The sequence below is a fragment of the Bradyrhizobium sp. WD16 genome (assembly GCF_024181725.1).
In the GTDB taxonomy this organism is placed as follows: Bacteria; Pseudomonadota; Alphaproteobacteria; order Rhizobiales; family Xanthobacteraceae; genus Bradyrhizobium_A.
Genome location: NZ_CP028908.1, coordinates 2,898,197 through 2,924,394, shown reverse-complemented (window position 1 = coordinate 2,924,394; position 26,198 = coordinate 2,898,197). Strand labels below are relative to the sequence as shown.

The window sequence follows — 26,198 nt, the reverse complement described above, 5'->3', positions numbered from 1 at the left end:
GCTCTGTATTGTAAAATGCGCTACAGATATTATAGATAGTCGCCATGGAGGTTCCTCATGCCCCGAACCGCTGAGCGCAAGGAGCATCCGCTTTCGATGCGGCTGCCCGAAACTGACATTGCCATCATCGACCGCGCTGCCGCACTGCGTGGCCGATCGCGCACCGATTTCGTGCGCGACGCGGCAGTACGGGCGGCCGAGGATGTGCTGATGGAGACGGCACCCATTCGAATGAGTCCCGCCGGATTCAAAGCTTTCATGGCGGCATTGTCCGGACCAGCCACCCCGGTGCCGGAAATGATTGAACTCTTCCAACGCGCGGCACCATGGGAGAGCAAAGCGTTTTCCAGCGAAGTGGATACCGGTTCGCGTGAAGAAAACGCGTCGGAGCAAAAAGGTGGCTCGGACAAGAGGGGCTGAGACTTGGCAATCTCCGGCCCCGAACCACTGACGCCGGCTCATAACCTCGACGAGTTCTCCTGCGGCAAACCATCTCTCGACCGATGGCTCAAGACGCGGGCGCTCTCCAACCAGGAAAAGGGCTTCACCGCGGTCATCGTGGTTCACGAGGCGCAGCGCGTGGTCGGCTATTATGGTCTTGCGCCAACAGCGATCGTGCCATCGCGGCTGCCGCGAACCATTCGGACCGGTCAGCCGCCCGACCCTGTCCCCTGCCTTCTCCTGGGACAACTTGCGACGGATCAGAACCGGGCCGGCAAGGGCGTTGGCACCGGCCTCCTCAAACATGCGCTGCAGCGCTGCGTCACGGCCGCCGGCCTGATCGGAGGGCGCGCGCTGATTGTCAATGCGGTTGACGCCGAAGCTGCTGCGTTCTGGGGACGACGCGGTTTCATTCCCTCGAAGGACGATCCGCTCGTCCTTTTCAGGTCGATTGCCGACATTGCGGCATCGCTTCGCTAGCCGGGCAGCGCGACGAGGTCGGCGTGCTGCGCCGATCGGCGCAACTTGGCTCGGCGACGCTTTCGCTGTTCCGCCCTACGCGAGCATTCCCAGATATCGCTTCGCTCATCTAGGGCTACGCCCGCTAGCTAGATATCTTTATTCAGTCATCGTCAACATCGAAAGGCGGCTCAAATCTTTGAACATCGACTCCTGCCGAGCGAGCATAGCCGACAAGTTCTTTCATCTCGGCGTACCGCAGCCTTGTCGGCCTTGTCCGTGCCCACGCGTTGACAACGCCTTCGCCTTCGCCCATGTCCCCCGCGTACCGCGCACTGGCTGCGATCAGTTCAGGCACGCTATAACCATCCCAACTGTCGTATTGCTTACCAGCTCGAATGACCCGCTTGAGTGCGCGATGTTCAGGGTCGGTGTATAAATAACCTGGCTCGCGCTTGAGTTCCTTCTCCAGCCAATAGCGGACGCTCTCATCGAGCCAATCATCCGGATCGGACAGGAGTGCAGCGGCGCGCGATCGAAAATAGAGAGCCCTGGGCGTGTTCTGACGTGCCATCAATTGCAATCTCCGTTTTCCGCGAAGTCGCAACGCAACTGACTGTGAACAAACCTGTGTAAGAGCTGTGAATATCGCTGAGTCGCTGGCACCGAGGAAGAGGCTTACATATGGCGCGCAAGCACTCTTCTCGACTTTTTCCAAGAAGATCGCGGCTACCTACGGGTACTAACCGCTGGACGATTGCCGACGAGAACAAGCGCAGCGGGCACCACAGGTAATTTGAAGCGGCAAACTCAGCCGCATTCGCCCGCGCGCGTTATGCGAAGGCCTATGAGGCGAGCTCGGCACACTACTATTCCGGCAAGCCGACTTTTGAACAGATTCTGGCCGAGATCGGAAAGTGGCTGGGCAAGCTAGCCGCACGACAGCCTGTATTGCGCGCGCGGACAGGCCGAGAACCTGATCAAGCTGCACAAGACCCAGTTGGCGTCCGATCGCACGTCCTGCCGTTCCGCCATTGCCAATCAAGTGCGTCTCGTGCTGCACACGACGGCATACTGGCTGATGCTCGCTGTGCGCAACGCCATTCCCAAGGTCCGGGATCTGGCGAAGGCGGAGTTCGCGACGCTGCGGCTCCGGCTGATCAAGGTCGCCGCCCGGGTCGTCGAGACGGCCAGTCGCGTGCGTCTCGCCTTCGCCGCCTGTTGTCCGGAAGCCGATTTGTTCCGCGGATTGCCCGCCGCGCTGATGCCTTGCGGCCCGTAAAAGGCGGGGCGTGAGCCCCAACGATCCCACCCCCCGTTTCCTCCAGCGCGTTCGCCAAGGTAAGGTTCGTCAGACGGTGAAATATCCGAATGACGGCGCGCGCTTGAAATCCGAAATACGCCGAAACGACCTACAGACGTTGGTCGTCGTGAATAGATCGGGTTAGCTTCTGACCGACTGAAAATTATTCGCTCGCATGCGATCGAGCTCAGTGTTGACGCGGTCGACGGACAGGCCTGCGACGCCGAACCGTTCAAACAGCGACGCCATCATGGGGTGAAGCCACTTCGCGAGATTTGTCTCAATTTCATCGGCCGGAATGACTGCTTCGAGTATGGCTTCGTCGCTACGGGCGGCGCCGCCCTCCATCATCAGATCGCTCATCGGGTTGCCCCAGGCGCGAAGGACGCGACCGCTCAGGCCGGTGTAGACCGCGCGAAACTTGACCTTCACGCTCTTGGGGTCTTCTGCAAGAAGCCGGGCGAGGTTGCTCGCATGAAGCAGTGCCTCCCCCATGCGCCAAGTGGGGAGCGTCGTGTCGAAAATGGTCCCCGAAGGAAACGTTTCTTGCCCGTCTTCTTGATAACCGCGCATGGTAACGGCCCGCCCCGTCGGAGCGGCGCGCCAGAAATCGCAATGGGCGGCATCTCCAAGCGGCCGGTTGGCTCCCGCATCTTCGGGTTTTAGCCAGCACTCCATCACGCCGTCGATCTCGTAGGGGGCGAATTCAGGCCGCGTCAGGAAAAGAAAGAGCGGCCAGCCCGTGTGACGGACGACGGACTGCCGAAGGAGCGCCGAGAAGTTGTGGAGATCGACCGACTTCAAATCGCCCTCAAGCGCGTAGTCGAGCCGGTACCACCCATGCGGAAAGCGCCCGGGCGAGTCTTTGGGCAGCGCCGCAGTGAGCTCGCGCCATCGCGCGAAGGCTTCCTGCACGAAGGCACCTTGCGCCCCAAAGGGGTTTGGCTCCCGGACGAGGCCCACCACCCGCAGGATATCGAATGCCTTGCCGAGCGTAAGCGTCGCCTCTCCGCGATCAAAGGACACGATCGTGGGAACACTGACGCTGGCCAGCGCCGCGTGCTCACGCTGCGTGAGCTGCTCCTTTTTTCGCCGGCGGATAGCCTCATCGACATAGGCTTGCCAGTTCAAAGGGGCTAAGCCCCGAAAATTCTCAGACATGCGCGGCTCACGATTTCAGAATAACGATGGACAAAACCTTCGGGCGGCTCACCTTGCGGCGGCTGCAGGATGTTGCTCGCGCGTTTGACGCGGTTCGCGAGGTCGCTGAGGACCTGATCCACCGTTCGCTGCGATAAACCAATGCTCAGGCCGAATGCGACCAACGTTGCCTTTGTCACGTCGTCGAGATTCTGCTTCTTGCCATCGATCGAGAGCGCGAGCTGCCGGTCGAAGCCGTCATAGAAGGCCGTGTTGACGATGTCATAGGCCGGCGACAAACGAAGCCCTGCATCCGTCTCAAGAAGCGAGAAATTTTTGAGGTGGCCATCGCAATTACCAACGAGGGCAAAGAGGACAAGGCGGCGGAAGAAGCGGGCCTGATCAATCTCGGGCCGGACCGAGTGATCCCGAATGACCGCAGCGACATCTTCGTAGGCCGCGTCGTATTTTCCGGCAAAGTCCCGCCCGCGAGGCTTGCAAAGGATTTGCGCGAAGTCTTCGAGGCGCAGCTTGCCACCATCGGCCAGTCGATCAAACCTTGTCACCACTAGCGCGGGCTCGTCGATGGTGGCGACCGTTCCCAACGTAAAGTCGTTCACCCCGCCCTTGCCGAGAATGGCCGCACTCCAGCGCAGGCTTAAGGCCTCGTTGCGCACAAGTGTATCGAGACGTTCGGAATTGAACTTGGCGATATAGGGCGCAAGGCCGTCGGCCGCGGCAGGCGCAAAGGCGGCATTGGCTTGCTTGATGACGAGGAGCTTGCGCTGGATGCCCGAGACCGTGCGACCCGGGTTAGCCGTAGCTTCCGCGACGGGCGCATCATCTGCCGCTGCGTCTTCCGCCCGTTTGACGCCGACTGCGCCAATACAGTCAGCGCCGTAACGCAGCAGAAGCCCAAAATCATCCTCTTCGGCGATGTGGGCCACACGTGCTTGCTGTTCGCGAAGCCATCCTTCGGGGGCAAGATGCTGGAAGAAGGGATGAACGCCTTGGCGCCATTCGTGCTCCCGCTGGGTCGGTGGCAGACAGCACGCGATCGGCTCGGCCCACTCGACAGCGTAGGTAAAGCGCGTCCCGCCGTCGGCCGTCTCTTCGAACGTACCGACGTGCTGCTTTTTAAATACGACTTGCGCCTTTCTAAGCGTCACAGGAAGCTGCAATTTATTGGACCCCTCTCCGAGGAAGTTTCTGGCCCTTGAAGGAAACCATAGATGACTATATAAGCTGTGAAAGAGGCTTAGGAAGCTATAACTTCATCACCCTACTATGGTACCATAAATAGGCAGTTGAAACTCACTTCTTTGTTGTAAAATCAGATATCTTATCAAAAAGTCACCTACACTAGCCCAGATAGTAACCTCGCTCCAGGAACTGAAGCACGCGGATGCCGGGCTACACCTTCTCCAATCTCTCGCCAGCCGACTTCGAGGATCTCGCCCGGGATCTCATCGGCGCGGAGTTTGGCGTGCGGTTCGAGGCTTTCGGCCCCGGCCCTGATGGCGGAATGGACGGAAGGCACGCGAAGGCTGGCCACACCACCATCCTGCAAGCCAAGCATTACGCGGGTTCGACCTTCCGCGCGCTCCAAGGCGCCATGGCGGAGGTGCCCCAGGCGCTCAAGTCCCTTCGTAAATCCCGGTATCTTCTGGCGACATCGCGCCCTCTGACGCCACAGAACAAGGCTGAGCTGGTAAAAACTCTTAGCCCCCTGCTTTCCGATCCGGCCGACATTTACAGCCATGGCGACCTCAACGGCCTGCTGCGCAAATTTAGCGATATCGAGCGGGCGCACATCAAGCTCTGGCTGAGCAGCTCAACCGTCCTCGACCGGATCCTCCACGCTGCGTCGCACCGTTTCACCGAAATCACCCGCGAGGAGATCGAAGCCAAGGTCCGAGTCTACGCGCCAAACCCGAGTTTCAAACAAGCGCGCGACAAGCTTGAAGCCGAGCACGCCATCATCATTTCCGGACCGCCCGGCGTCGGCAAGACTACGCTCGCCGAAATGATATCCTATGCCTATCTCGGCGAGGAATGGGAGTACGTTGCGATCCGGAGCCTCGACGACGGCTTTGCCGCGATTGTCGATACCCGCAAGCAAATCTTCTTTTTCGACGACTTTCTCGGCCGTGCCGCGCTGGATACCAAATCGCTGGCCGCCCATGATACCGAACTGGCCAAGTTTATTAAGAGGGTCAGGCGCTCGAAGAACGCACGGTTTGTTTTAACGACGCGCGCCCCGATTTTCGAGGAAGCGCGCCGCGTTTCTGAGCACCTTGCCGATCGGGCGCTCGACATCACGAAATACGTCCTCGACGTCGGCGTTTACACCCGGCGCATCCGGGCCAGAATTCTCTACAACCACCTTCTCGTCGCGGGGACGCCACGCGCGCATATTCGGGCCTTGTGGGACGCCAAAGCGCTTCCCAAAATCATTGATCATCCGAACTACAATCCGCGCATCATCGAAGCGATGACCGATGCCATGCATCTGCGCTCCCTGCCGCCCGAGACCTACGCGGCAAGCTTTCTCAACACGCTGCAAAACCCCCTTCTGGTGTGGGACATCTCGTTTCGGAAGCACATAACGCCACGCTGCCGCCATCTCCTCTTTAGCCTCTTCTTCTGCTCGGAATACGGTGTCGACATCGACGAGCTTCGTGCGTCCTTCAATTCGCTTCACCCCTACTTCTGCAAGAAATTCTCGATCGAACACGATTCGAAGGATTTCGAGGAAGCCTTGAAGATTCTCGAAGGTGGCTATCTCGAAATCCGTGACCGGCGCGTCTCGTTCGTCAATCCGTCGCTGCGGGACTACCTCATCACCTATCTGGCCGATGACGCGGACCTTCTCGACGACCTGGCACATACCGCGGTGAAAGCCTCCTGGGCCGACGAGCTTTGGAGCTATGTCCGGACGGTCCGCCCGCTGCCGCCCGAGCAGCAAAAGCGCGTCGCGAAATCCCTGCTCAATGCCGCGCAGCTTTTCCCCACGATCCCGATATGGAAGCAAGACAGCCGCAATCCCTCCACTTGGCACCTCTACGACCTGTCCAATACGGACCGCATACGTCTTCTCCTCGAATGGCGCGCCTCAAGCGAGGAGACGCGATTCATGGATCTCGCGCTTCAGCTTGCAAACAAGCCCGCCGGCGGCCACTTCACCGTTTTTCGCGACGGAACCGGTCTGATACGGCTTCTGCGCAGCCTCAAGAAGGATTACGCGACTCTCGAAGGTTCAACCGCATTATTTGAGAAGCTCGAAGCAGCTGTGATCGGTCTGCTCGACGGGCATTTATTTCCGCACGAGTTTGAAAGCTTCTGCGACGCCGTCGATGAGGCGCAGAACGTATTCGAGACCGATGTCGCTCCTCATGTCGACGACGCCATTACACGCCAACTTGAGGATGTAGACTCCAGCATTTCCGACATCGATTCTGAAACCGAACTCAGCGATTACAAGACGGCCCTTCAAAAATATGCGCCCCGGGTGGGCGTCACCGATCTCAAGCCGGCCTTCCGTGCCATCGATCAGCGCATTGAAAAGATCAACTCGCAGTCGGATGAGGCAGAATCGCCGCGCAGCACCGTCTATCGTCCGCAAGACAAGGATCAGTTTGACGACAAGGCGCTGCAGAATCTCTTTGCGCCCCTTCTTTCAGCTTAGTCACACTTTACCGGCGCTCCTCAATCTCCGGAATGCGGCCTTCGACAGGACATGGAGATTGTGCGAGTTCGTGGTTCTATTCTGAATGGTGGCAATTTGGCGCTCCCTAGGGGAATCGAACCCCTGTTTCAGCCTTGAGAGGGCCGCGTCCTAACCGCTAGACGAAGGGAGCGTACGGGCGCTGAATAACCTCGATCGGGCGCCGCCGCAAGACTGGTCTCGACCGTTAACAATGAATCCGGCTTAAAGTCTTCAGATAGCTGGGGAACGCCGGCCGGAGCGGTCGCCGCCCCTATCCTGCCCTGCCCAGCCTCACGGCTCGGCGGCGAAGCGCAGCCGGCCGGCCGGCTTGAGGCTGCGGGCGTCGAAGGCGCGGATCTCGGTCGCGCCGCCGACCTCCAGCGTCACCAGCAGGCGGTCGCCGGCGATGCCGGTGGAAACGATCCTGGCGCCGCGCGGCAGGGTGGCGGTGACGTCGGCCGCCGGGGCGCTTCCCTCGCTGCGGAAAAGACGGTAGCCGATGGCGACGAACACCGCGGCGATGCCGAGGCCGGTGGTCAATCCGGCGATCAGCATCATGCGGCGGACCCGGGCGGCCATCTGGGCCTGCTCCGGCGTGAGCTCTGACAGTGCGGGGTCGGTCATGCGGCCCCTTCAAGCAGGTTTGGCGATGGGTGACAATTGGCGATAGCGGACAAGGAGCCGGCGCCGGCAGGCGCGGCGACCGACGGCGGCAGCAGGGTCGAGGTGACGGTCCGGGGCGACGAAGGCTCGCCGCGGCTCGACAAGGTGCTGGCCGTGCATTGCGAGGGCCTGTCGCGCTCGCGGCTCAAGGCGCTGATCGTCGGCGGCGAGGTCCGCCGCGGCGAGGCGGTCCTGACCGATCCCGCCCAGCATGTCGCGGCCGGCGAGGTCATCGCCCTGCGGGTGCCGCCGGCGGTCGATGCCACCCCGGCCGGCGAGCGCATCCCGCTCGACGTCGTCTATGAGGACGACGAATTGATCGTCATCGACAAGCCGCGCGGCCTCGTCGTCCATCCCGCCGCCGGCCACGAGACCGGCACGCTGGTCAACGCCCTGATCGCCCATTGCGGCGCCTCGCTGTCCGGCATCGGCGGGGTGCGGCGGCCGGGCATCGTCCACCGCCTCGACAAGGACACCACCGGGCTCCTGGTGGCGGCCAAGACCGACCGCGCCCACGCCTCGCTCAGCGCCCAGTTCGCCGACCATGGCCGCACCGGCGCGATGCGCCGCGGCTATCTCGCCTTCGTCTGGGGCGTGCCCGGTCGGCCGCGCGGCACCATCGAGGCGCCGATCGACCGCCATCCCCACGCCCGCGAGAAGATGGCGGTGCGCGGTTCCGGCCGCGCGGCGGTGACCCATTGGGAGGTGGTGGAAAGCTATGCCGGCCAGGACGGCAAGGGCGTCGCCGCCCTCCTCGAGTGCCTGCTCGAAACCGGCCGCACCCATCAGATCCGGGTCCATCTCGCCCATCTCGGCCATCCCCTGATGGGCGACGAGGTCTATGGCGCCGGCTTCAGGACCAAGGCGCGCCAGCTCGGCCCGGCGGCGCGCGCGGCGCTGGACGACCTCGGCCGCCAGGCGCTGCATGCCTATCTGTTGGCGATCGAGCACCCTCTGAGCGGCGAAATCCTCACCTGGGAAAGCCCGCTGCCGCCCGATCTGGCCCGGCTCCGGGCCGCCCTGAGCGCGGCGTCCTGACGCAGGCGGATTCAAAAATTAATAAGATTACAGAGAGTTAACTGGCGTCACGGCAACGTGACGGGCGGTTATCCTTCCCCCCGGGGGGAGCTTCCTGTATGTTGCAGCTGCGTTGGATGTCCCACCGCGGAACAAGCAGGTCCATCTGGCTTTGACAAGCAGACGGCCTGCCGGACCCGCCGCTGTCGGGGGTCTGAACAAATTTGGAGGGCGCAAGCATGGCCCGTACCGCTGCATTACCGGTTCTCAGTGGAGAATCCGGCCTCGCTCACTACCTCGCCGAGATCCGCAAGTTCCCGATGCTGGAGCCCGAGGAGGAATATATGCTCGCGCGTCGCTGGCGCGAGCATGATGATCGTGACGCCGCCCACCGGCTCGTCACCAGCCACCTCCGACTCGTGGCCAAGATCGCCATGGGCTATCGCGGCTACGGCCTGCCGATCGCCGAGGTGGTGTCGGAAGGCAATGTCGGCCTGATGCAGGCGGTGAAGCGGTTCGAGCCCGAGAAGGGCTTTCGCCTCGCCACCTACGCGATGTGGTGGATCAAGGCGTCAATTCAAGAGTACATCCTGCGTTCGTGGTCCCTGGTGAAGATGGGAACCACCGCGAACCAGAAGAAGCTGTTCTTCAACCTGCGCAAGGCCAAGAGCAAGATCTCGGCCCTGGACGAGGGCGATATGCGCCCGGACCAGGTCAAGCTGATCGCCAAGCGTCTCGGCGTCACCGAGCAGGACGTGATCGACATGAACCGCCGTCTCGGCGGCGACGCCTCGCTGAACGCGCCGATCCGCGACGACGGCGAGCCCGGCGAATGGCAGGACTGGCTGGTCGATACCTCGCCCAACCAGGAAGCCATCATGGCCGAGAGCGAGGAATATGATCACCGCCGCGACGCCCTCCACGGCGCCATGGACGTGCTCAACGCCCGCGAGCGCCGCATCTTCGAGGCGCGGCGCCTCGCCGACGACCCGATGACGCTGGAAGACCTCGCCGCCGAATTCGGCGTGTCGCGCGAGCGCGTCCGCCAGATCGAGGTCCGCGCCTTCGAGAAGGTGCAGGCCGCGGTGAAGTCGGCGATCGCCAGCCAGGAAGCGCCGCACGCCGCGCTCGCCGCCGCGGCGCATTGAGATCTGCGATCGCGTCGAGAGACGGATCGATCAAGCGATGACAGAAGCCGGCGGCGACGCCGGCTTTTTTGTGCCTGGCCGGCGGCACTCGCCGTTGTCATCGCTTGGCTTGACCGGGCGCAAACCGACGCCGGTAATCGCCCGGTGTCATGCCTCTGGCGGCGCGGAACTGACGGGAAAAATGTGCGGCATCGGAAAAGCCGGCCGTTTCGGCAATACGGGCAAGGGGCTGGTCTGTCTGGACAAGCAGGCGGCAGGCGCTGCCGATCCGCAAGTGGCCGACATACTGGCTGATCGTCATGCGGGTCGAGCGCTTGAACAGCCGTTGTAGCTGGCTTTCGCTCAGATGCGCGATGTCGCTCAAGGGGTCGAGGCTGACAGGGCCGGCATAATGGGCGTGAATGTAATTCAGCACACGCTCCATGCGCGCACGGTCGCGCGGCACGCTGCTGACCGTCACTTCGCCGGTCGAAAGCGGCCTGCGATCGGAAGACCGAGCAAGATCAACGAGCACGCCGAGCAGCGTCAATATCTGTTGTTCGGGCGCAATGTCGTTCAGTCTCGCCAGACGCTCACGCACCTCCGCCGGCATCTCGTCCCCGAAGCAGACACCATGACCGCTTTCGTCAAGCAACGGTTTGATGGCGGCCAGTTCAGGCGTGAGGGCGATGAGACCCTCGATCCAATCCCGCGTGAACCAGCAGATCATTGCGCGATGAACACCCGGCGTTTCGATCAATGCCTGCGATTGCCATGCGTGCGGCAAGTTCGGTCCCAAAAGGACGAGATCGCCATCGCCGTAGTGCTCTATCGAATCGCCGACGAAGCGCATCCCGGTGCTGTTCAGCGTCAGCGTCAGTTCGAATTCGGGATGATAATGCCAGTTGAAGGGAAATTCCGGCAGACACCGGTCGAACAGTAGCCAGGAGCGATCGGCAGGAACGGTGACGGTTTCGAACCACGGCTCCAATTCCGGCTTTCCTCGCAGCTTATGCGCCTCCATATGCGGCAATCATACAAGAACATGCCGTCCACGGAAATCGCCCCCGCCTCCTCGGATCGTTATTTTCAAGAAAAAAGGCGGTAGATCGGGGGATGCGGCATGTCTGCCGGGAAACAATGGGACTTCGAGACGAAACCGGATGTCGTCATCATCGGTTCAGGCGTCGGCGGCAGTTCAGTCGCGCTGAAGCTCGCGGCGACGGGTGCGAAAATCCTGATTGTCGAACGCGGCGAAAAACTGCCGAATGAACCGGAAAACGCCGATGCGGAGGCGGTTTTCGTTCAGAGCCGCTATCGAACCACGGATCTCTACCGGGACGAAACCGGGCGCAGCTATCGTCCCGGCCAATATTATTATGTCGGTGGGCACACCAAGTTCTACGGCACCGCCATGTTCCGCTTCCGCGAGCGTGACTTTGCCGAGGTGGTCCATGAAGACGGCGTTTCCCCGCAGTGGCCCGTTTCCTATTCCGCCCTGGAGCCCTTCTATAGCGAAGCCGAAAGCCTTTTCGGCGTGCGCGGAAGGGCCAGCGATGATCCGACCGACCCGCCCCGGTCCGCCGCCTACCGGCATGAGGCCATCCCGCACGAGCCGGTCATCGGCAAAGTGGCGGCAGGTTTTGCCCGTCTCGGGCTACACCCGTTTCACATGCCCTCGGCCATCGATTACGGCCCCGGCGGGCTCTGTCGGCGCTGCGGCACCTGCGATGCCTTTGCCTGCCGTTTCGACGCCAAGGGCGATGCCGAAACCCGGCTTCTGCGCCCGGCCCTGCAGCATCCCAACGTCTCTCTTCTGACCGGTGCGCGGGTTCGCCGATTGATATCGGGCGCCGACGGTCGCGAAATCGTCGCAGCGGAAATCGAGCGGGCAGGCGAAATCCGGACGACCGGAGCGCCGCTCTTCATCCTCTCGGCCGGGGCGATCAATTCCGCCCTCATTCTGCTGCGCTCGGCGGATGAGAAGAACCCGGATGGCATTGCCAATTCGTCCGGCGTCGTCGGTCGCTATCTGATGAACCATCACCTGAGCGGACTGATGGGGCTGATGCCGTTTGCCGTCAACGAGACGCGCTTTCCAAAAACCCTCTCAATCAACGACTTCTATCATGGATTGCCGGGCGACGAGGCGGCCCGCGGCAATGTGCAGATGCTCGGCAACATTCAGGGACCGATGATCCGCGCAGCCTACCCCTGGATGCCGGGCTTTCTCGCCAACCTGCTCGCCCGCCACAGCGTGAATTTCCTCGTCATGTCCGAGGATACCCCGAAATATGAAAGCCGGGTGCGGCCATTGGAGGAATATGGTGCCGAAGTGATCTATCGCCCCGGAGACCGGAAAGCGCACGAGCGGTTTGTGCGGCATATGCGCTCACTGTTGAAGAAGAATGGATTTCCGATCGTTCTCGGCCACTCCTTCGGCATAGAGGGACCATCCCACCAGTGCGGTACCGTGCGCATGGGTAATGATCCGAAAAAATCCGCACTCGACGAATTCTGTCGCGCGCATGATCATACCAATCTCTATGTTGTCGATGCCGGATTCTTCCCGTCTTCGGCAGCGCTCAATCCCGCGCTCACTGTCGCCGCGCAGGCGTTGCGCGTCGGTGAGCACCTCCGCGAAAGCCGGTTTTCCCGCCGGAACTCGTCTGAAATTGGAATCAAGGAGACCAACCATGTCGCGTGACTTCCTCGCGCAGATCACCGGCTCTTTCGCCATGCCTGCCGGCGAAAACCCGACGGTCGCCATGATCGAGGCCGCCTACAGGCATCATGGCTTGAATTGGCGCTACATCAACTGCGAGGTCAGCCCGGAAAACCTCAAGGAGGCCGTGGCAGGTGCCCGCGCCATGGGGTGGGCAGGCTTCAACTGCTCCATTCCCCACAAGGTCGCCGTGATCCAGCACCTCGACGGGCTCGGCGAATCCGCCGAGATCATCGGCGCGGTCAATACCATCGTCCGGCGGGGCGACACGCTGATTGGCGAGAACACCGATGGCAAGGGCTTCGTGAAGGCGCTTTCCGACGTGACCGATCCGGAGGGCAAGAAGGTCGTGCTGTTCGGCGCTGGCGGAGCGGCGCGCGCCGTCGGCGTCGAAATGGCGCTGGCCGGCGCTGCCGAAATCACCCTCGTCAACCGTGGCCGAGAACGCGGCGAAGCCGTTGCTCGTCTGATCGATGAAAAGACCCCGGCCAAGGCAGTCTATGCCGCATGGGAGGGAGCCTTTGCCATTCCCGAAGACACTGACATTGTCATCCACGCGACCTCCGTTGGCCTCTATCCAGATCTCAACGGATTGCCCGATATCGATCTTTCGACGCTTCGCCCGTCCATGGTCGTAGCCGATGGCATCCACAACCCACCGCGCACAAGGCTGATCCGCGCGGCCGAAGCCGCAGGCTGCAAGACGGCCGACGGTCTCGGCATGCTGGTCAACCAGGGTGTCATCGGCATCAAATACTGGACCGGTCTGGATGTTGATGCCGCCGTCATGCGCCAGGCGCTGATCGATCTCGACCTGTGAGAAAAGCCGCATAAAAAACGACATGGAAAAAGTCCCGCGCCAGGCCGGTGCGGGACTTTTTGTCCGATAGAGGCAGCCAATCAGGCGTGCTTCATATCCCGCTTGATCGCGTCGGCGGCACGCAAGGCGAGTGCCGCCATGGTCAGCGTCGAGTTGACCGTGCCTGCGGCGGCCATCGCACCGCCGGTCGCAAGGAACAGGTTTTCGTGGTCATGTGCGCGCAGCCAGCCGTCCACAACGGAATCTTTCGGGTCGTTGCCCATGATCGTGCCGCCGGTGATGTGGTTGTTCGGCGTGAAATAGGGCGTCATTTCGATCTCTGTTCCCCCCATCGCATTGGCAATCGTCATCAGGTGCTCACGCGAGGACACGGCAGCTTGACGCACATATTCGCCGACGTCATAGGTGACTTCCGGATGCGGAATGCCAAGCGCGTCCTTCTGTGTCTTCGACAGAACCAGTCGATTGTCGGGATTGGCCAAGGTTTCATGGTTCACGTAAATATCGACGCCGTGGGCGGCGCGGCGGCGAATTTCCTCATCCAGCTTCTTGCCGACGAGCCCCATCGACAGCGCCTTCATGCCGGCGCGGGAGTTCTGCGCCGTGTTGTTGTAACCGATCTGGATCGCCGAGTGTTCTGAACGGAAAGGCCCATCGCGGAAGTTGGTAATCGAACTCATCTGCACCGAACCGCCACCGGCCCAGATCGGCTCTGCCGACTGGAAGCTCATGCCGATGCCGGGATGGTCCATCATGTTGCGGCCGACCTGATCGGATGAGTTGGCAATGCCGTTCGGGTTCTTATCGTTGGCCGCCAAAAGAAGCAGCTTCGGCGTTTCGATGCCATTGGCCGCGATCACGAAGGTCTTGGCGGTCACGCGGTGCGACTGCTTGTCCGGATCGTAATAGTTCATCGCAACGATACGGTTCTTGTCGTCCGTCTCGATTGAGTAGACAACGGCATTCTCAATGATCTTCGTACCCAGAGCCTCGGCTTTCTGGGCGCTGTAAATACCGTGATACATCGCGCCAATTGGACAGATGGGCATGCAGTTGTTGTTGCCGCAGCACTGCGGGCGCGTGTCGTAGGGACGGCTGTTGCGGCCCTGGGGCACCGGCGTATTGTCATAACCGAGCGGCTTGACGATTTCCGTGAAGCGGCGATCGCCGTAGCCATAGGGCATGGAATCCATTGGCCATGGATTCTTGCGCGGCGCAGACGGAACGATATCCATCCCGTTCGGACCATTGACCCCCATCTCGACTTCCGCCGCATAATAGTAAGGCTCGAGATCGTCGTATGTGATCGCATAGTCGCGACCGACACCATAGGTCGACTTCAGCCTGAAGTCGTTGGGCAGGTAACGCCAGCTCGACGCCGCCCAGTGCCAGGTGGTGCCGCCAACGCCCTTGATGATGCCCTGCTTGTAAGCCGTCGCATCCGGTCCCTTGACGATCAGGTAGTTGTTTTCGGGGAAGAACGTGGTGTGCGGCGCCCACGGAACGACCGGATAGGGCGTCGCATAATCGTAAAACGCCTTGTTGTGCGGCGGCATGCCGCGCCAGTTCTCGACGATCTGCGCCCGGTCGTAGCGGGGACCTGCATCGAGCAAGAGCACCGATATCCCGGCGCGGGCTAGCTCAAGGGCTGCCAGCGAACCGCAAATGCCTGCGCCGACAATCACCACATCGGCTGAAAGTTTCTCGTTTGCCATAAAAGACACTCCTGAGTTTCAAGGCTTCACGCGGCACCGCCAGCATATGAAAGCCCGTTCGTTTCGGGCAAAAAGGCCCGTACATTGCTTGAAAAACCTTGACCGCACGCTTTGCCGCGCCGCCTGAAATGACGTCAGGCAGTCGCTCTGGGTCTGCGGCGCAGCACAGCAGCCAAGACAGCGACGATCACGACAAGACCGGCAATTCCGACAGCCGCCAGAATTTTCGGGTCGGCCAGCTTGGCAAGCAGGGCTTCCGGTCCACCGGCGCGGATCGTCGCGACGTCCTGTGGCGTCACCTTCGCAGAGGCATTTCCGAAGGTCTTGAGGACATAGTTCGAGACGGAAGCGATCTGCGTATCGGTCAGCGGCTGAACCAGCGATTTCTCGCCGAAGCCGGGCATCAACGTTTCATGCCCGCCGACTTCACGCTGCACACCGTAAACGATGGTCGCAACGAGGTCCGTCGCATTCGCCTGTCCGGTCGTCGTGTTCTTGATCAGCGCCGGATAGAAACCGTCCCGCGTGCCCGCGCCGGACGACTGGTGACAGCTTGCACAAACCTGCTCGTAGAGGTCGGCGCCATCCATCGTGTTCGTCAGGACCGTGCCGCCACGGCGGGATGCCGTCGCGGCGATATCGTAGGACGTTGCGGCTTCGCCATGCGAAAAGTCCGGTGCGGTTTGCCCGGCCGTGCGTATCGGCGCGACCGTCCGCAGATAGGCGATCATTGCCTTCGTATCGTCGACGGTGAGATATTGCAGGCTGTGCTGCACGGCTTCGGCCATGGGACCGGAGGTGCGCGCATGCTCGGACTTACCTGTCAGAAGGTAGGACTGAAGCGCTTCATCGGACCAGCCGCCGATACCGCTGACCTTGTCGCTCGTCAGGTTCGGCGCATGCCATGGGCCGACATCGCCGCCGGCAAGATACTGGCTGCTGTCGGACGCCATCAGCAGGTTGCGGGGCGTATGGCAGTCGCCACAGTGGGCCAGAACATCAACCAGATATTTTCCGCGATTCCATTCGGCACTGTGGCCCGCATCCGGCATGAAACGCTCGTTGTTGAGGAACAGCAAGTTCCAGCCGATCATCGACGCGCGGATGGAGAAGGGAAAAGGAAGCTTCGTTTCCTTTGCCGGCGCATCGACGGCCGGAACTTCATTCATGAAATAGGCGTAAAGCGCCTTCACGTCCTCATCCGTCATGCGCGAATAGGAAGGATAAGGCATTGCCGGATAAAGATGCCCGCCATCGGGACGGACACCTTCGCGCACGGCGCGGGCAAACTGCTCTTCCGTGTAGCTGCCAATCCCGTATTGCTTCGAAGGCGTGATATTCGTGGAATAGATCTCACCCATCGGCGAATGAATGGCGTAGCCGCCGGCGAAAGCAGCACCGGCTTCACCATTGGTATGACAGGCGGAACAGTCTGCCCCCTTGGCAAGATATTTACCGCGGGCGATCAGCTCGGCATCCGCGGCCAGAACAGCGGATGACAATGTGAAGAAGGCGATGACAGCGGACAGACCCGCGATCGCCTGCGTCTTTCTTTTGAACACGGAGACGCCAACAGAGGGATTGAAAATCAATTCTCTTCCGATCATTGCTTTGAATATGAATTGTGAACGGATCAGAACCGCGGCATCTGCGATACCGGATTGGGTTCAGCAACCCAGTAATCCGGTCCGTTGAAAGCAAAAGTCGGGATAACGACAACATCGCGGGCGGGTTGATACATCAGCGCCTTTTCAAAGGCATAGACCGTGGCGCCGGTTCCTTCTTCGACCACGCCGCTATACCAGGCCTTGATGATACCAAGGAGCGTGTCACGAAGCGGGTTTCCCGTCAGGGCCGCATCCAGCGATTCCACATCGGCATGTGCGCCGCCGCGGACCATGTCGACAAGCTTGCGGAGATTGTCGGTAAAGGCGGCATCCTTGGCGGAAAGCGCCGCATAAAGCTGGCTGCCGATCTTTTCATCAAGATCGTTATGCCCGGTCGCAAGGCGGGAAAAAGAGATAAAACCTGACAGGGCATCATTCGCGGGAACAGAAGCCAGCGCGGGGCTGGCGATGGCTGGCAACAGGCTCAGACCGATAACGGATATGCCCGAGTTCAGCAGCAATCGACGCCGCGACATCAAAGTCTTTTCTGACATGTCTTGTTCCTTGTAGTTCGCCGCTCTGGGAGCGGAGTCGCTTCAAACGATGGAATCGTCTCCCAAAGCGCATATAGTATTAAAATTAAAGTCATGCCACTCGAAGTTGAGATATCGCTGAAAGTTGGTGACGGCAGGAATCGGAAAGGCGGCATATCGTGGGGGTGCTTGACGCCTCCGCTTCTCCACCGAGGGAGCGATGTGCCGTGTCCAAAGATAATATTCTCAAGCCGATTCAGCCAGGAAACGTCGACGACCAACTCACCGAAATCTTGCGCAATGGGGCGCGTGCCCTGTTGGCTCAGGCGGTCGAGGCCGAGGTTGCGGACTTTCTCGGCAAGCATGCCGACTTGAAGACCGGGGACCGCCGCCAGCGCGTGGTCCGTCACGGTCACCTGCCGGAGCGCGAGCGGACGACCAATCCCATTGAAAGCACCTTCGCTACCGTGCGCCACCGCACGATCTGGTCGAAGGGTTGCCTGTCGAACAGGACCGCGCTCGCGATGGTCTTCAAATTGCTCGAAGGCGCACAGAAAAGCTGGCGTCGCCTCGATGGCCACAACCAGTTGCCAAAACTCGTTCTCGGTGTGACATTCAACGATGGGATCGAGGTCATCGCCAAGCCGACCGACCGTCAGCCCATAACCGCCGCCGCCTGACCGCCCCGGCCGTCACCAAAATTTGGCGATAGCTCCAGTCGTCACCTCGCCCCGCGTCAGCGGGGAGAGGTCGGACCGCGTCAGCGGTCCGGGTGAGGGGCGTCGGAATCGAAAACCGCGCGGCGGAAGTTACAGACGGCTGCCGGCGCGGCCATGACCACTGAGCGTACGTCTGCAGAGCCCTTCGCTTCAAGCGGGCACCAGTACGTCGTGGCGGTGGTGAAGCGCGGAGCGTCCGCCGCCGTTCCCGATTGCGACGACACGGAGTACTGGGCCGCTTCAGCCTTTCGTCACGTCACCGGCCCCGGATTGAACAGCGCCAGCGCGTTCGAAATGCCCCAGTGGTCGGCCCAGGTCTGCTTGCGGCCCGAGGCGACGTCGAGGATCAGGCGGAAGATCTCCCAGCCGACGTCCTCGATGGTGGCTTCGCCGGTGGCGATGGTGCCGGCATCGACGTCGATCAGGTCGTGCCAGCGCTGCTTGAGATCGCTGCGCGTCGCCACCTTGATGGTCGGCGCCGCGGCAAGACCGTAGGGCGTGCCGCGACCGGTGGTGAAGACGTGCAGGTTCATGCCCGAGGCGAGCTGCAGCGTGCCGCAGATGAAGTCGCTCGCCGGGGTGGCGGCGAAGATCAGGCCGCGCTGGCGCACCCGCTCGCCGGGTGACAGCACGCCCGCGATCGGGCTGGTGCCGGACTTGATCACCGAGCCCATCGCCTTCTCGACGATGTTGGAGAGCCCGCCCTTCTTGTTGCCGGGCGTGGTGTTGGCGCTGCGATCGGCGGCGCCCTGCTCCAGGTAACGGTCGTACCAGGCCATCTCGCGCACCAGCGCGTCGGCGACCTCCTGATCGACCGCGCGCGGCGTCAGGAGGTGAATGGCGTCGCGCACCTCGGTCACTTCCGAGAACATCACGGTGGCGCCGGCGCGCACCAGCAGATCCGCGGCGAAGCCGAGCGCCGGATTGGCGGTGACGCCGGAAAAGGCGTCGCTGCCGCCGCACTGCATGCCGACCACGAGCTCGGAGGCCGGCACGGTTTCGCGGCGGCGCTCATTGAGCACCTTCAGCCGCGCGTCGGCCATGCGCACGATGTTGTCGACGATCTCGCCGAAGCCGGTGAGGTTTTCGTCCTGCATCCGCATGATCTCGTCGTCGGCCTGCAGGCCCTCGGGCAGCAGCAGCTCGGGCTGCAGCTTCTCGCAGCCGAGCCCGACGATCATGACCTCGCCGCCGAAATTGGGATTCTTCGCAAGGTTCTGCAGGGTGCGAATCGGCACCGCCGCGCCAGGCGCGTTGATGGCGACGCCGCAGCCATAGGTATGGGTGATGGCGACGACGTCGTCGACATGGGGGTAGTTCGGCAGCAGCTCGCCGCGGATGCGCCTCAGCGCATATTCGACGGTGCCGGCGACGCATTGCACGCTGGTGGAGATGGCGAGGATGTTGCGGGTGCCGACGCTGCCGTCGGGATTGCGGTAGCCCTCGAAGGTGAAGCCTTCCAGCGGCTCCGGCGCGGCGGCGCCGCGCGGCTTCGGCAGGTCGGTCAGCGATGGCGCCTCCGGCATCGCCACCAGCGCTTCCCTGACCCAGCTGCCCTTCTCGATCGGCGCCGCGGCATGGCCGATGACCTCGCCATAGCGGATGATCGGCGCGCCTTGCGCGATGTCGGCGAGCGCCACCTTGTGGCCCTGGGGGATCTGCTCGACGAGGCGCAGTCCGCAGGGAAATTCCGCCCCGGGATGCAGCCCGCCGCGGTTGGCGACGATGGCGACATTGTCCTCGTCGCGCATGCGGATGTAGAGCGGCCTGGTGGCGGGCTGCGGCTGAACCTTGAGCATCGCTGTTTTCTCGTCTTCTCCCTTGCACTCCACCTCCAATCTGGGGGCGAAGACGGCCATTGGCAACGCTTCGGCGGCTTTGACACCGCTCCCGATCTTTCTCCACGTCACCCTGAGGCGGTCGGGCGCGAAGCGCGCGACCCCCGAAGGGCGGCGTGGCCCGGACCGTCGATCCTTCGAGGCGCGCTATCGCGCGCACCTCAGGATGACGGTCGCAGGCCGTGCACCAGCGCGGCGAGCTCGGCGATCTCGCCTTCGGTGAGATCGGTCAGCGGCGGTCGCACCGGGCCGCTGTCGCGGCCGATCACCTTCATGCCGGCCTTGATCATCGACACCGCATAGCCCTTGGCTCGGTTGCGGATCGCGATCAGCGGCAGGATGAAGTCGCGCAGGCCGGCCTGCACCGCGGCGCGGTCCTGGCGGCGCACCGCGGCATAGAACTCGGTGGCGAATTGCGGCACGAAGTTGAACACCGCCGAGGAATAGGTGGTGACGCCCATCTCCAGGTAGGGCAGCGCGAAGGTTTCCGCGGTGGGCAGGCCGCCGATATAGGTCAGCCGATCGCCCAGCCGGTTGTAGATCCGCACCATCAGTTCGACGTCGCCGATGCCGTCCTTGTAGCCGACGAGGTTGGGACAGCGGCCGCACAGCGCCTCCAGCGTCGCCTCGTTCAGCCGGGCATTGTCGCGGTTGTAGACGATGACGCCGAGCTTCGTCGCGGCGCAGACCGCCGCGACATGGGCGGCCAGCCCCTCCTGCTCGGAACCGACGAGATAGGGCGGCAGCAAAAGGATGCCGTCGGCGCCGGCGCGTTCGGCGGCCGCCACCATTTCCCTGGCAATGGCGGTGCCGTAGCCGGCGCCGGCAAGCACCGGGACGCGGCCGCGGGTTTCGGAGACCGCGATCCGCACCACCCGTTCCACTTCGGCGAGGGTCAGGGAGAAGAACTCGCCGGTGCCGCCGGCGGCGAACAGGCCGGCGATCTCGTAGCCGCACAGCCAGTCGAGATTGTCGCGATAGCGCTCCTCGTCGAAGGCCAGGTCGGACCGGAACGGCGTCACCGGGAACGACAGCAGGCCGGCGCCGATGCGCCGGGCCATGTCCCGCGGGGTGAAGCTCGAAGTCATGGGGCAATCTCCTGCGCGGTCGGCCGGCGCGTCGACGCGCGGGGCGGCCGGACGAAATCAAGGACAAGGGGTTCAGCGTCCGGTCTAGGCGCCGGCCTTCATCGGGTCCAAGCCAAAGGCTGGGTCGATCGATGCCAAATCCGCATCGATCGGCGGACCAGACTCTCGGCCGAGACGCCGGCCGCCACCACACACCGTCGTCCTCCGCGAACGCGCTACGATATGCACACTCTGATCCGCAGCCGGCGCGCAGATTTCGTCAGAGGCTGAGTCTTGTCATCGCGTTGGTACCGTTCGGAGCGTGCGGACTCTCCTGTGGGGGGGGGGGCGCAACCAGACGATGACAGCGGAGAAAGCAGCCACTCTTTCAGCCAATCGTCATGCCCGGCCTTGTGCCGGGCATCCACGACTTTGGAGCCTCTCGCCCTGAAAGACGTGGATGGCATAGCGATCCGGCCTTCACCGGATCGCGTTCTCCTTAATGCCGGAAGTCGGAAACATCCGACTTCCGGGCGACAAGCCCGGCCATGACGAGAATGAATTGTGGTCAGCGCGCATCTATTCGCTCCGTGGCGCGCTCTTGCTCAGACCCGGGCGATCTCGCGGCCGACCTCGACCACCGTCGGCAGCAGCGGATTGTCGGCGTCGCGCCGCCAGGCGAGGAACATCTCGGCGGCCCGCGGCGCCTTGATGCGCAGCGGCCGCAGCACGATGCCCTCCATGCGCAGGCCCTCGGCCGCCTGCGGCACCACCGCGAGGCCGAGGCCGGCCCGCACCAGCGACAGAATCGAATGGATCTGGCTGAGATGCTCGACATAGCGCGGCAGCACACCGGCGCGGCTGAATTCGGCGACCAGCAGGTCGTGGAAATAGCGCGACTCGTAGGGCGCGTACATGACGAAGGGCTGGCCATCGAAATCGGCCAGCGACAGGCTCGGCCGGCCGGCCAGCGCATGTTCCGCCGGCACCGCGGCCACCAGCGGCTCGGCGACGACGCGCAGTGAATCGAGCTCGGGCCGCGCCACCGGCGGCCGCAGCAGGGCGATATCGATCTCGCCGGAACCGAGCGCCTCGAACTGATCGGCGCTGATCATTTCCTTGAGTGCGAGATCGACCTCCGGCAGGCGGCGATGCAGCGCGGTGACGAGTTGCGGCAGGAAGGAATAGGCGCCCCCGGCGGTGAAGCCGAGCTTGATGCCGCCGGTCTTGCCGGCGGCGATACGCTTGGCGGTGTGAGCCGCGCCGGCGGCGAGCTTGAGGATGCGCCGCGCCTCGGGCAGGAAACTGCGGCCCGCCGGGGTCAGGCGCACGGCGCGGCTGGTGCGCTCGAGCAGCGGCGCATCGATGATGCGCTCGAGCACCTGGATCTGCCGGCTGAGCGGCGGCTGGGTCATGTTGAGCCGCAGCGCGGCGCGGCCGAAATGGAGCTCTTCGGCCACGGCGACGAAGCAGCGCAGCTGCATGATATCGAACATCGATGCCAATCGGTTATCGATCGCCCCTTTCGGCCCGACATTTAGCATGGATGCTTTCCTGACGGCAAACACCGGCTTGCCCGCGTGTCGTCGGCGCACGGGCGTGGCCACCCGCTCTCCACGACTTTCCTGCGAAGCCTTACGGCAGCGTCACGAACTCCACCCAGTTCGGCTTGCCGCCGACCTCGAGCGTCTGCACCGGCCTGAGCGCGCCGCTCGCGCCGTCGATCGCGTAGACGGTCATGGCGTCGGACAGTTCGCCCACCGCGGCGAGCACGCGGCCCGACGGATCGATGGCGAAGCCGCGCGGCTGCCGCTGCGTCGGCACGCTGCCGAGCGGCGCGAGCCGACCGCCGTCCTCGACGCGGAACGCCGCGATCGTGCTCGAGGTGCGCTCGCTGGCATAGAGAAAGCGGCCGTCCGACGTGAGATGCAGATCGGCGGCCCAGGGTTTCCCTTCAAAAGCCTTGCCCGCGAAGCCCTGCGGCAGCGCGCTGGTCGTCTGAACCTCGCGCCAGGCGCCGCTTGCCGCGTCATAGCCGTAGACGATCAGCGCGGCGCTGAGCTCGTTGAGAAGATAGACGCTGGTGCCGTCGGGATGGAAGACGAAGTGGCGCGGCCCGTTCTTCTCGCCAAGCTTCGCCACCGGCGCCGCCATCGGCGTCAGCACGCCGCGCGTTGCATCGAAGCCGAAGCCCAGCACCTGATCGGAGCCGAGGCTGGTGGCGAAGGCGAAACGGTTGTCCGGCGAAGGCAGGAAGGCGTGGGCATTGAGCCCGGTCGGGATCACCTGCTTCGGCGCCTCGACCACGCCGTCATCGCCGATCGGATTGAGCGCCACCTTGTTGCCGCCGTAGGAGGCGCTGAACAGGAATTTGCCGCTGCGGTCAGCGGCGATGTTGGCCATGCTGTCGGCGAGCGGCGCGCTGCCGCGGAACGTGAGGCGGCCGGTCTTGCCGTCGATGGCGAAGGTCAGCACCTGGAACGGCTCGGAGCGCACGCCGGCATAGAGCCGGCGCCGGTCGGGACTGACCGCGAGCGGCGTCGAGCCGCCCGCCTTGGCGACGCCGGAAAACGGCACGGTCTCCACCATGGTCATCTCGCCGTTGTCCGACAGCCGCAGCACCGTGATGTCGTTGCTGTCGGCATTGCCGACATAGGCGAAGGTCTCGGCGCGCGCCGCCGCGCTCATGGCGATGGCGGCCAGCGGCAGCAGCGTCGTCGTCAGCGTCGCGAGCTTGATGATGAACATCGATATCCTCCCGGTTGGTTATCGTTGTCGGTCTTGCGGCGAGCGTTCTCGCAGCGACCGGCGCGCGTCTTCAGGGGGCTTTGGTTTTTCGCCGGGAGGGTAGGAAGCGGGCCGATGCCGGGCCATTTTAGAGTGGGCATCGATCGATGCCGTATGGGCATTAATTCTGCAGAAGTTCAGTTTGAACTAAACCACTAATAGACGATAAAACCGATTTGACCCTCCGATTGCCGCCAAAGCGTCAAACATGAGATCCCCAAATTCGTACGCTGCGTTCATGAGCCGATGGCTTTGCTCTCGATCCATGAAACGCTCAATCAGTTTCGAATCTCCGTCACTTGTGGTCGCAAGAAACTCCTCGTACTTGGATAGGAGCTTCTCGAGGACGGAACGCGCCGAGGCGGCACCTTCATGACTAGACAACCAATCGAGCCGACTAGTGGGAGTTAGTTGGGTCATGTGAAATGCATCGGCCTGCTGCACAGTTCCTTTTTCAACATAGACCGCCAACAGGTACAGCAAAGCAGAATAGCACGTCAGCATTCGGCTATGCTTCAGTTTGTAGTTAGTGGTTTTTCCTTTAGCTTTTTCGATTTCCGGCACACGAACTGTTCTGGCTTCGTAATTCACACAAAACGTACGCCAAAGTCTAAGAATATCATTTGCCAAGAACGCGGGCATAAATGACGAACTATGATCTTCGAAATCTCGCCAATATGCGTCAATGACTTGCTTTATGACATCCTCGTACACCCCTCTTTCAACAAGAGGGAAGCTTTCGAGTAACAACAGCAGGCGGGCTGTAAAAGTGTTTAAAACGTCATCATCAGGAGTCCCGAGGGTGCTGGTCAGATCCTGAACTGAGTAATAGACGAGATATCGTCCGTCACCGGAAAAATCCTTAATGCCAAGATCTCTCGTAAGCTCAATCAGCTTGGCCTTCACAAGAATTTCGTCCAGCTTACTTAACGGTCGCTTTTCCTTCCCCTTGTCGTCGATGTCACCCGGCTTTCCAACGATAAATAGATCGAGGTCACTCGATTGACTGGCCTCGCGTCGCCCAAAAGATCCGGTTGCATAAACTGATGCTTTCCCGGCGGCGATTTTTTCAGCTGGCTCTAAGTGCTCGCTCAATTGATTTATACGTTTCTCCGTTTGCGTCCGTCGGTCAGATAATTCCCCCACTATCTCTCTCCCACCGAAAGATGTTTGCAAATATCTCTGCTTGCTCGATCGCATCATCAACTGCGTGATGAGTATGGCTGCGCCGAGAACGTAACGGCTCCGTTAGCCGAGACCTCCCCGCCTCGCTAATCGGAATCCCGGTCTTTACCGCAAGCGCGGTTTTAACGTCGAAACAACGTGAGTGATTAAAGGGGGATCCAGTCGAGGAAAACCTGACAAAGTACCAATACAACCAAGACCAGTCGAAGCTCAGAGGATAGGCGACCAGAACTGGCTGCGCATTTCCCGCAACCGCTCTGATCCACTCGCTCGCTTCGGTCATGGCCTCTTCCGGGAGAGTTCCCTCAATGAGTAAACGGCGTCTATCGAGTCTGTTGACGTCAAGAGCTTCCTGTTCAAACTGCTCGGAAATCGGGCGAAGCTCTCTGTAGAATACCTGTTGGTAATCCAGCGGCCGCTCAAACTTGCTTCCGTCAAATGAGCCCGCATAAACGAGCGCGAACGAAAGCATGGAATATGGCCCCGGTATCGGGCCGTCGGTCTCAACGTCCGCCGAAAAATAGGCGTCCACTGCCCGTCCCTTTTTTGCCCCTGAACTCGCGCGTCGCAGTTCGGCTTGGCTAATGAGCATTTCCGAAGTACTTTCGATTGGCGGCAGTAACGGGTCCGATATCGGACGAGCGGCACGAACTATAGACTATTCGGCCGGGCTCGGGAATTTAGCATCAGAACGCAGTCCGGCACGAAGTAGGTGCCTGTTATCAGCTCAGTCGCTGATGGCCGGCGCCAGCGTGGCGAAGGTTTCGTCCTGCGGCCTGGACGGCAGCGAGCCGGTCCGGCGGGCGATCTCGACGGCCTCGGCGAGCAGCCGCACGCCGAGCGGCGCCAGCGCGCGCTCCCACAACTCGCGGGCGGTCTCGCCCTTCTTCACGAAGCACCAGTCCTGGACGACGATGGCGCCGGCATCCATCCGGTCGGCGAGTTGATAGATGGTGCCGCCGGCGATCGGATCGCCTTCGCGGATCGTCCACTCCACCGCCGCGAGGCCGCGATGGCGCGGCAGCAGCGAGGGATGATAGCCGACGCCGCCGAGCCGCGACGCCGCCAGGGCCTCGCGGGTGACCCGGGCGTGGCTATGGGCAGTGACGATCAGATCGGTGCCGGGCGCGATTTCCGCGGCGGTGACCGTCTTGCGGTCGGCCTGGACCACGACCTCGATGCCGGCGGCCTTCGCCGCCGCCACCAGGCGGTCGCCGCCCTCGTGCACCACCACCCGGACGACGTCCTGGTCGTGCTGGCGCAACATGTTCAACACGGTCACGCCGAAGTGCCGCGACCCGACCAGGGTAATCCGCATGGAGAAAACGCCCCTTATTGCTGTG

The 26,198-nt window shown here is 62.2% G+C and carries 23 protein-coding genes, 1 tRNA gene and 1 pseudogene; 9 read left to right on the top strand and 16 right to left on the bottom strand.

Features of this window, described 5'->3' with window-relative positions:
• The first annotated feature begins 57 nt into the window (after nt 1-57).
• Together DB459_RS13570 and DB459_RS13565 are read left to right on the top strand one after the other, a co-directional pair.
• Entirely contained in the window at nt 58-420 is a 363-nt protein-coding gene (locus tag DB459_RS13570) for a DUF1778 domain-containing protein (protein ID WP_253713362.1), read from the top strand.
• A gap of 3 nt (nt 421-423) precedes the next feature.
• On the top strand, nt 424-921 hold the full coding sequence (locus DB459_RS13565) for a GNAT family N-acetyltransferase (protein WP_253713361.1): 498 nt from the start codon (nt 424-426) through the stop codon (nt 919-921).
• Between the two features lie 142 nt (nt 922-1,063).
• On the opposite strand, the gene DB459_RS13560 is transcribed toward DB459_RS13565, so the two are convergent.
• Nucleotides 1,064-1,474 carry a hypothetical protein gene (locus DB459_RS13560; RefSeq protein ID WP_253713360.1) on the bottom strand — a complete coding sequence of 137 codons (411 nt, stop codon included), beginning with the start codon at nt 1,472-1,474 and terminating at the stop codon, nt 1,064-1,066.
• Between the two features lie 363 nt (nt 1,475-1,837).
• On the opposite strand from DB459_RS13560, the pseudogene DB459_RS13555 reads away from it, so the two are divergent.
• Nucleotides 1,838-2,182: pseudogene (locus DB459_RS13555) on the top strand (transposase); the annotation flags it as partial.
• A 162-nt stretch (nt 2,183-2,344) separates the two neighbouring features.
• Here the strand turns inward: DB459_RS13555 and DB459_RS13550 are convergent.
• Entirely contained in the window at nt 2,345-3,364 is a 1,020-nt protein-coding gene (locus tag DB459_RS13550) for a transcriptional regulator (RefSeq protein WP_253713359.1), read from the bottom strand.
• Nucleotides 3,340-4,524: a type II toxin-antitoxin system HipA family toxin gene (locus DB459_RS13545; protein WP_253713358.1), complete on the bottom strand. Its 1,185-nt coding sequence runs from the start codon at nt 4,522-4,524 to the stop codon at nt 3,340-3,342. Before DB459_RS13545 ends, DB459_RS13550 begins: the two co-directional genes overlap by 25 nt.
• Nucleotides 4,525-4,748: 224 nt before the next feature.
• On the opposite strand from DB459_RS13545, the gene DB459_RS13540 reads away from it, so the two are divergent.
• On the top strand, nt 4,749-7,031 hold the full coding sequence (locus tag DB459_RS13540) for a restriction endonuclease (protein WP_253713357.1): 2,283 nt from the start codon (nt 4,749-4,751) through the stop codon (nt 7,029-7,031).
• Nucleotides 7,032-7,128: 97 nt separating this feature from the next.
• Here the strand turns inward: DB459_RS13540 and DB459_RS13535 are convergent.
• Both DB459_RS13535 and DB459_RS13530 read right to left on the bottom strand, forming a co-directional pair.
• Nucleotides 7,129-7,203: transfer RNA gene (locus tag DB459_RS13535), tRNA-Glu, on the bottom strand.
• A 140-nt stretch (nt 7,204-7,343) separates the two neighbouring features.
• On the bottom strand, nt 7,344-7,676 hold the full coding sequence (locus DB459_RS13530) for a hypothetical protein (protein WP_253713356.1): 333 nt from the start codon (nt 7,674-7,676) through the stop codon (nt 7,344-7,346).
• A 102-nt stretch (nt 7,677-7,778) separates the two neighbouring features.
• On the opposite strand from DB459_RS13530, the gene DB459_RS13525 reads away from it, so the two are divergent.
• Nucleotides 7,779-8,753, top strand: coding sequence for an RluA family pseudouridine synthase (locus DB459_RS13525; RefSeq protein ID WP_253713556.1), 975 nt, complete (start codon nt 7,779-7,781; stop codon nt 8,751-8,753).
• 218 nt (nt 8,754-8,971) lie between these two features.
• Nucleotides 8,972-9,880, top strand: coding sequence for an RNA polymerase sigma factor RpoH (rpoH, locus tag DB459_RS13520; protein WP_253713355.1), 909 nt, complete (start codon nt 8,972-8,974; stop codon nt 9,878-9,880).
• A gap of 97 nt (nt 9,881-9,977) precedes the next feature.
• Here rpoH and DB459_RS13515 read toward each other — a convergent pair whose 3' ends face one another.
• Nucleotides 9,978-10,883 (bottom strand): AraC family transcriptional regulator, encoded by a 906-nt coding sequence (locus DB459_RS13515; RefSeq protein ID WP_253713354.1) that lies wholly within the window; start codon nt 10,881-10,883, stop codon nt 9,978-9,980.
• 99 nt (nt 10,884-10,982) lie between these two features.
• Between DB459_RS13515 and DB459_RS13510 the strand changes: the two genes are divergently transcribed.
• A complete protein-coding gene (locus DB459_RS13510; protein ID WP_253713353.1) occupies nt 10,983-12,566 on the top strand; it encodes a GMC oxidoreductase in 1,584 nt (527 codons plus the stop codon).
• Complete coding sequence (gene aroE, locus DB459_RS13505) at nt 12,487-13,404, top strand: shikimate dehydrogenase (protein ID WP_253713352.1); 918 nt, start codon at nt 12,487-12,489, stop codon at nt 13,402-13,404. The genes DB459_RS13510 and aroE overlap by 80 nt, the downstream gene beginning before the upstream one ends.
• An 80-nt stretch (nt 13,405-13,484) precedes the next feature.
• On the opposite strand, the gene DB459_RS13500 is transcribed toward aroE, so the two are convergent.
• The 3 genes from DB459_RS13500 to DB459_RS13490 all read right to left on the bottom strand — a co-directional run bounded on the left by DB459_RS13500 (nt 13,485) and on the right by DB459_RS13490 (nt 17,280).
• On the bottom strand, nt 13,485-15,119 hold the full coding sequence (locus DB459_RS13500) for a GMC family oxidoreductase (protein WP_253713351.1): 1,635 nt from the start codon (nt 15,117-15,119) through the stop codon (nt 13,485-13,487).
• A gap of 134 nt (nt 15,120-15,253) precedes the next feature.
• Nucleotides 15,254-16,711, bottom strand: coding sequence for a cytochrome c (locus DB459_RS13495; RefSeq protein ID WP_253713350.1), 1,458 nt, complete (start codon nt 16,709-16,711; stop codon nt 15,254-15,256).
• Nucleotides 16,712-16,752: 41 nt separating this feature from the next.
• On the bottom strand, nt 16,753-17,280 hold the full coding sequence (locus tag DB459_RS13490) for a sorbitol dehydrogenase family protein (protein WP_253713349.1): 528 nt from the start codon (nt 17,278-17,280) through the stop codon (nt 16,753-16,755).
• Between the two features lie 206 nt (nt 17,281-17,486).
• On the opposite strand from DB459_RS13490, the gene DB459_RS13485 reads away from it, so the two are divergent.
• Entirely contained in the window at nt 17,487-17,939 is a 453-nt protein-coding gene (locus DB459_RS13485; RefSeq protein WP_253713555.1) for a hypothetical protein, read from the top strand.
• A 290-nt stretch (nt 17,940-18,229) separates the two neighbouring features.
• On the opposite strand, the gene garD is transcribed toward DB459_RS13485, so the two are convergent.
• The 7 genes from garD to DB459_RS13450 all read right to left on the bottom strand — a co-directional run bounded on the left by garD (nt 18,230) and on the right by DB459_RS13450 (nt 26,173).
• Nucleotides 18,230-19,777 (bottom strand): galactarate dehydratase, encoded by a 1,548-nt coding sequence (gene garD / locus DB459_RS13480; RefSeq protein ID WP_253713348.1) that lies wholly within the window; start codon nt 19,775-19,777, stop codon nt 18,230-18,232.
• Between the two features lie 200 nt (nt 19,778-19,977).
• A complete protein-coding gene (gene kdgD / locus DB459_RS13475) occupies nt 19,978-20,904 on the bottom strand; it encodes a 5-dehydro-4-deoxyglucarate dehydratase (protein ID WP_253713347.1) in 927 nt (308 codons plus the stop codon).
• A gap of 584 nt (nt 20,905-21,488) precedes the next feature.
• Nucleotides 21,489-22,379, bottom strand: a complete 891-nt coding sequence (locus DB459_RS13470; protein ID WP_253713346.1) for a LysR substrate-binding domain-containing protein — start codon at nt 22,377-22,379, stop codon at nt 21,489-21,491.
• A gap of 139 nt (nt 22,380-22,518) precedes the next feature.
• The gene (locus DB459_RS13465) at nt 22,519-23,625 is read right to left on the bottom strand and encodes a lactonase family protein (protein WP_371926983.1); all 1,107 of its coding nucleotides are present in this window, start codon (nt 23,623-23,625) and stop codon (nt 22,519-22,521) included.
• Nucleotides 23,626-23,817: 192 nt separating this feature from the next.
• Nucleotides 23,818-24,816, bottom strand: a complete 999-nt coding sequence (locus tag DB459_RS13460; protein WP_253713345.1) for a nucleotidyltransferase domain-containing protein — start codon at nt 24,814-24,816, stop codon at nt 23,818-23,820.
• Nucleotides 24,800-25,387 carry a 3'-5' exoribonuclease domain-containing protein gene (locus DB459_RS13455; RefSeq protein ID WP_253713344.1) on the bottom strand — a complete coding sequence of 196 codons (588 nt, stop codon included), beginning with the start codon at nt 25,385-25,387 and terminating at the stop codon, nt 24,800-24,802. Before DB459_RS13455 ends, DB459_RS13460 begins: the two co-directional genes overlap by 17 nt.
• Before the next feature lie 195 nt (nt 25,388-25,582).
• Entirely contained in the window at nt 25,583-26,173 is a 591-nt protein-coding gene (locus DB459_RS13450) for a formyltransferase family protein (RefSeq protein WP_253713343.1), read from the bottom strand.
• Nucleotides 26,174-26,198 lie beyond the last annotated feature (25 nt).

Coding starts and splice junctions, on each gene's coding strand:
- DB459_RS13570 (WP_253713362.1), top strand. CDS start 58: ATGCCCCGAACCGCTGAGCGCAAGGAGCATCCGCTTTCGATGCGGCTG.
- DB459_RS13560 (WP_253713360.1), bottom strand. CDS start 1,474: ATGGCACGTCAGAACACGCCCAGGGCTCTCTATTTTCGATCGCGCGCC.
- DB459_RS13550 (WP_253713359.1), bottom strand. CDS start 3,364: ATGTCTGAGAATTTTCGGGGCTTAGCCCCTTTGAACTGGCAAGCCTAT.
- DB459_RS13540 (WP_253713357.1), top strand. CDS start 4,749: ATGCCGGGCTACACCTTCTCCAATCTCTCGCCAGCCGACTTCGAGGAT.
- DB459_RS13530 (WP_253713356.1), bottom strand. CDS start 7,676: ATGACCGACCCCGCACTGTCAGAGCTCACGCCGGAGCAGGCCCAGATG.
- rpoH (WP_253713355.1), top strand. CDS start 8,972: ATGGCCCGTACCGCTGCATTACCGGTTCTCAGTGGAGAATCCGGCCTC.
- DB459_RS13515 (WP_253713354.1), bottom strand. CDS start 10,883: ATGGAGGCGCATAAGCTGCGAGGAAAGCCGGAATTGGAGCCGTGGTTC.
- DB459_RS13510 (WP_253713353.1), top strand. CDS start 10,983: ATGTCTGCCGGGAAACAATGGGACTTCGAGACGAAACCGGATGTCGTC.
- DB459_RS13500 (WP_253713351.1), bottom strand. CDS start 15,119: ATGGCAAACGAGAAACTTTCAGCCGATGTGGTGATTGTCGGCGCAGGC.
- DB459_RS13490 (WP_253713349.1), bottom strand. CDS start 17,280: ATGTCAGAAAAGACTTTGATGTCGCGGCGTCGATTGCTGCTGAACTCG.
- garD (WP_253713348.1), bottom strand. CDS start 19,777: ATGCTCAAGGTTCAGCCGCAGCCCGCCACCAGGCCGCTCTACATCCGC.
- kdgD (WP_253713347.1), bottom strand. CDS start 20,904: ATGACTTCGAGCTTCACCCCGCGGGACATGGCCCGGCGCATCGGCGCC.
- DB459_RS13470 (WP_253713346.1), bottom strand. CDS start 22,379: ATGTTCGATATCATGCAGCTGCGCTGCTTCGTCGCCGTGGCCGAAGAG.
- DB459_RS13450 (WP_253713343.1), bottom strand. CDS start 26,173: ATGCGGATTACCCTGGTCGGGTCGCGGCACTTCGGCGTGACCGTGTTG.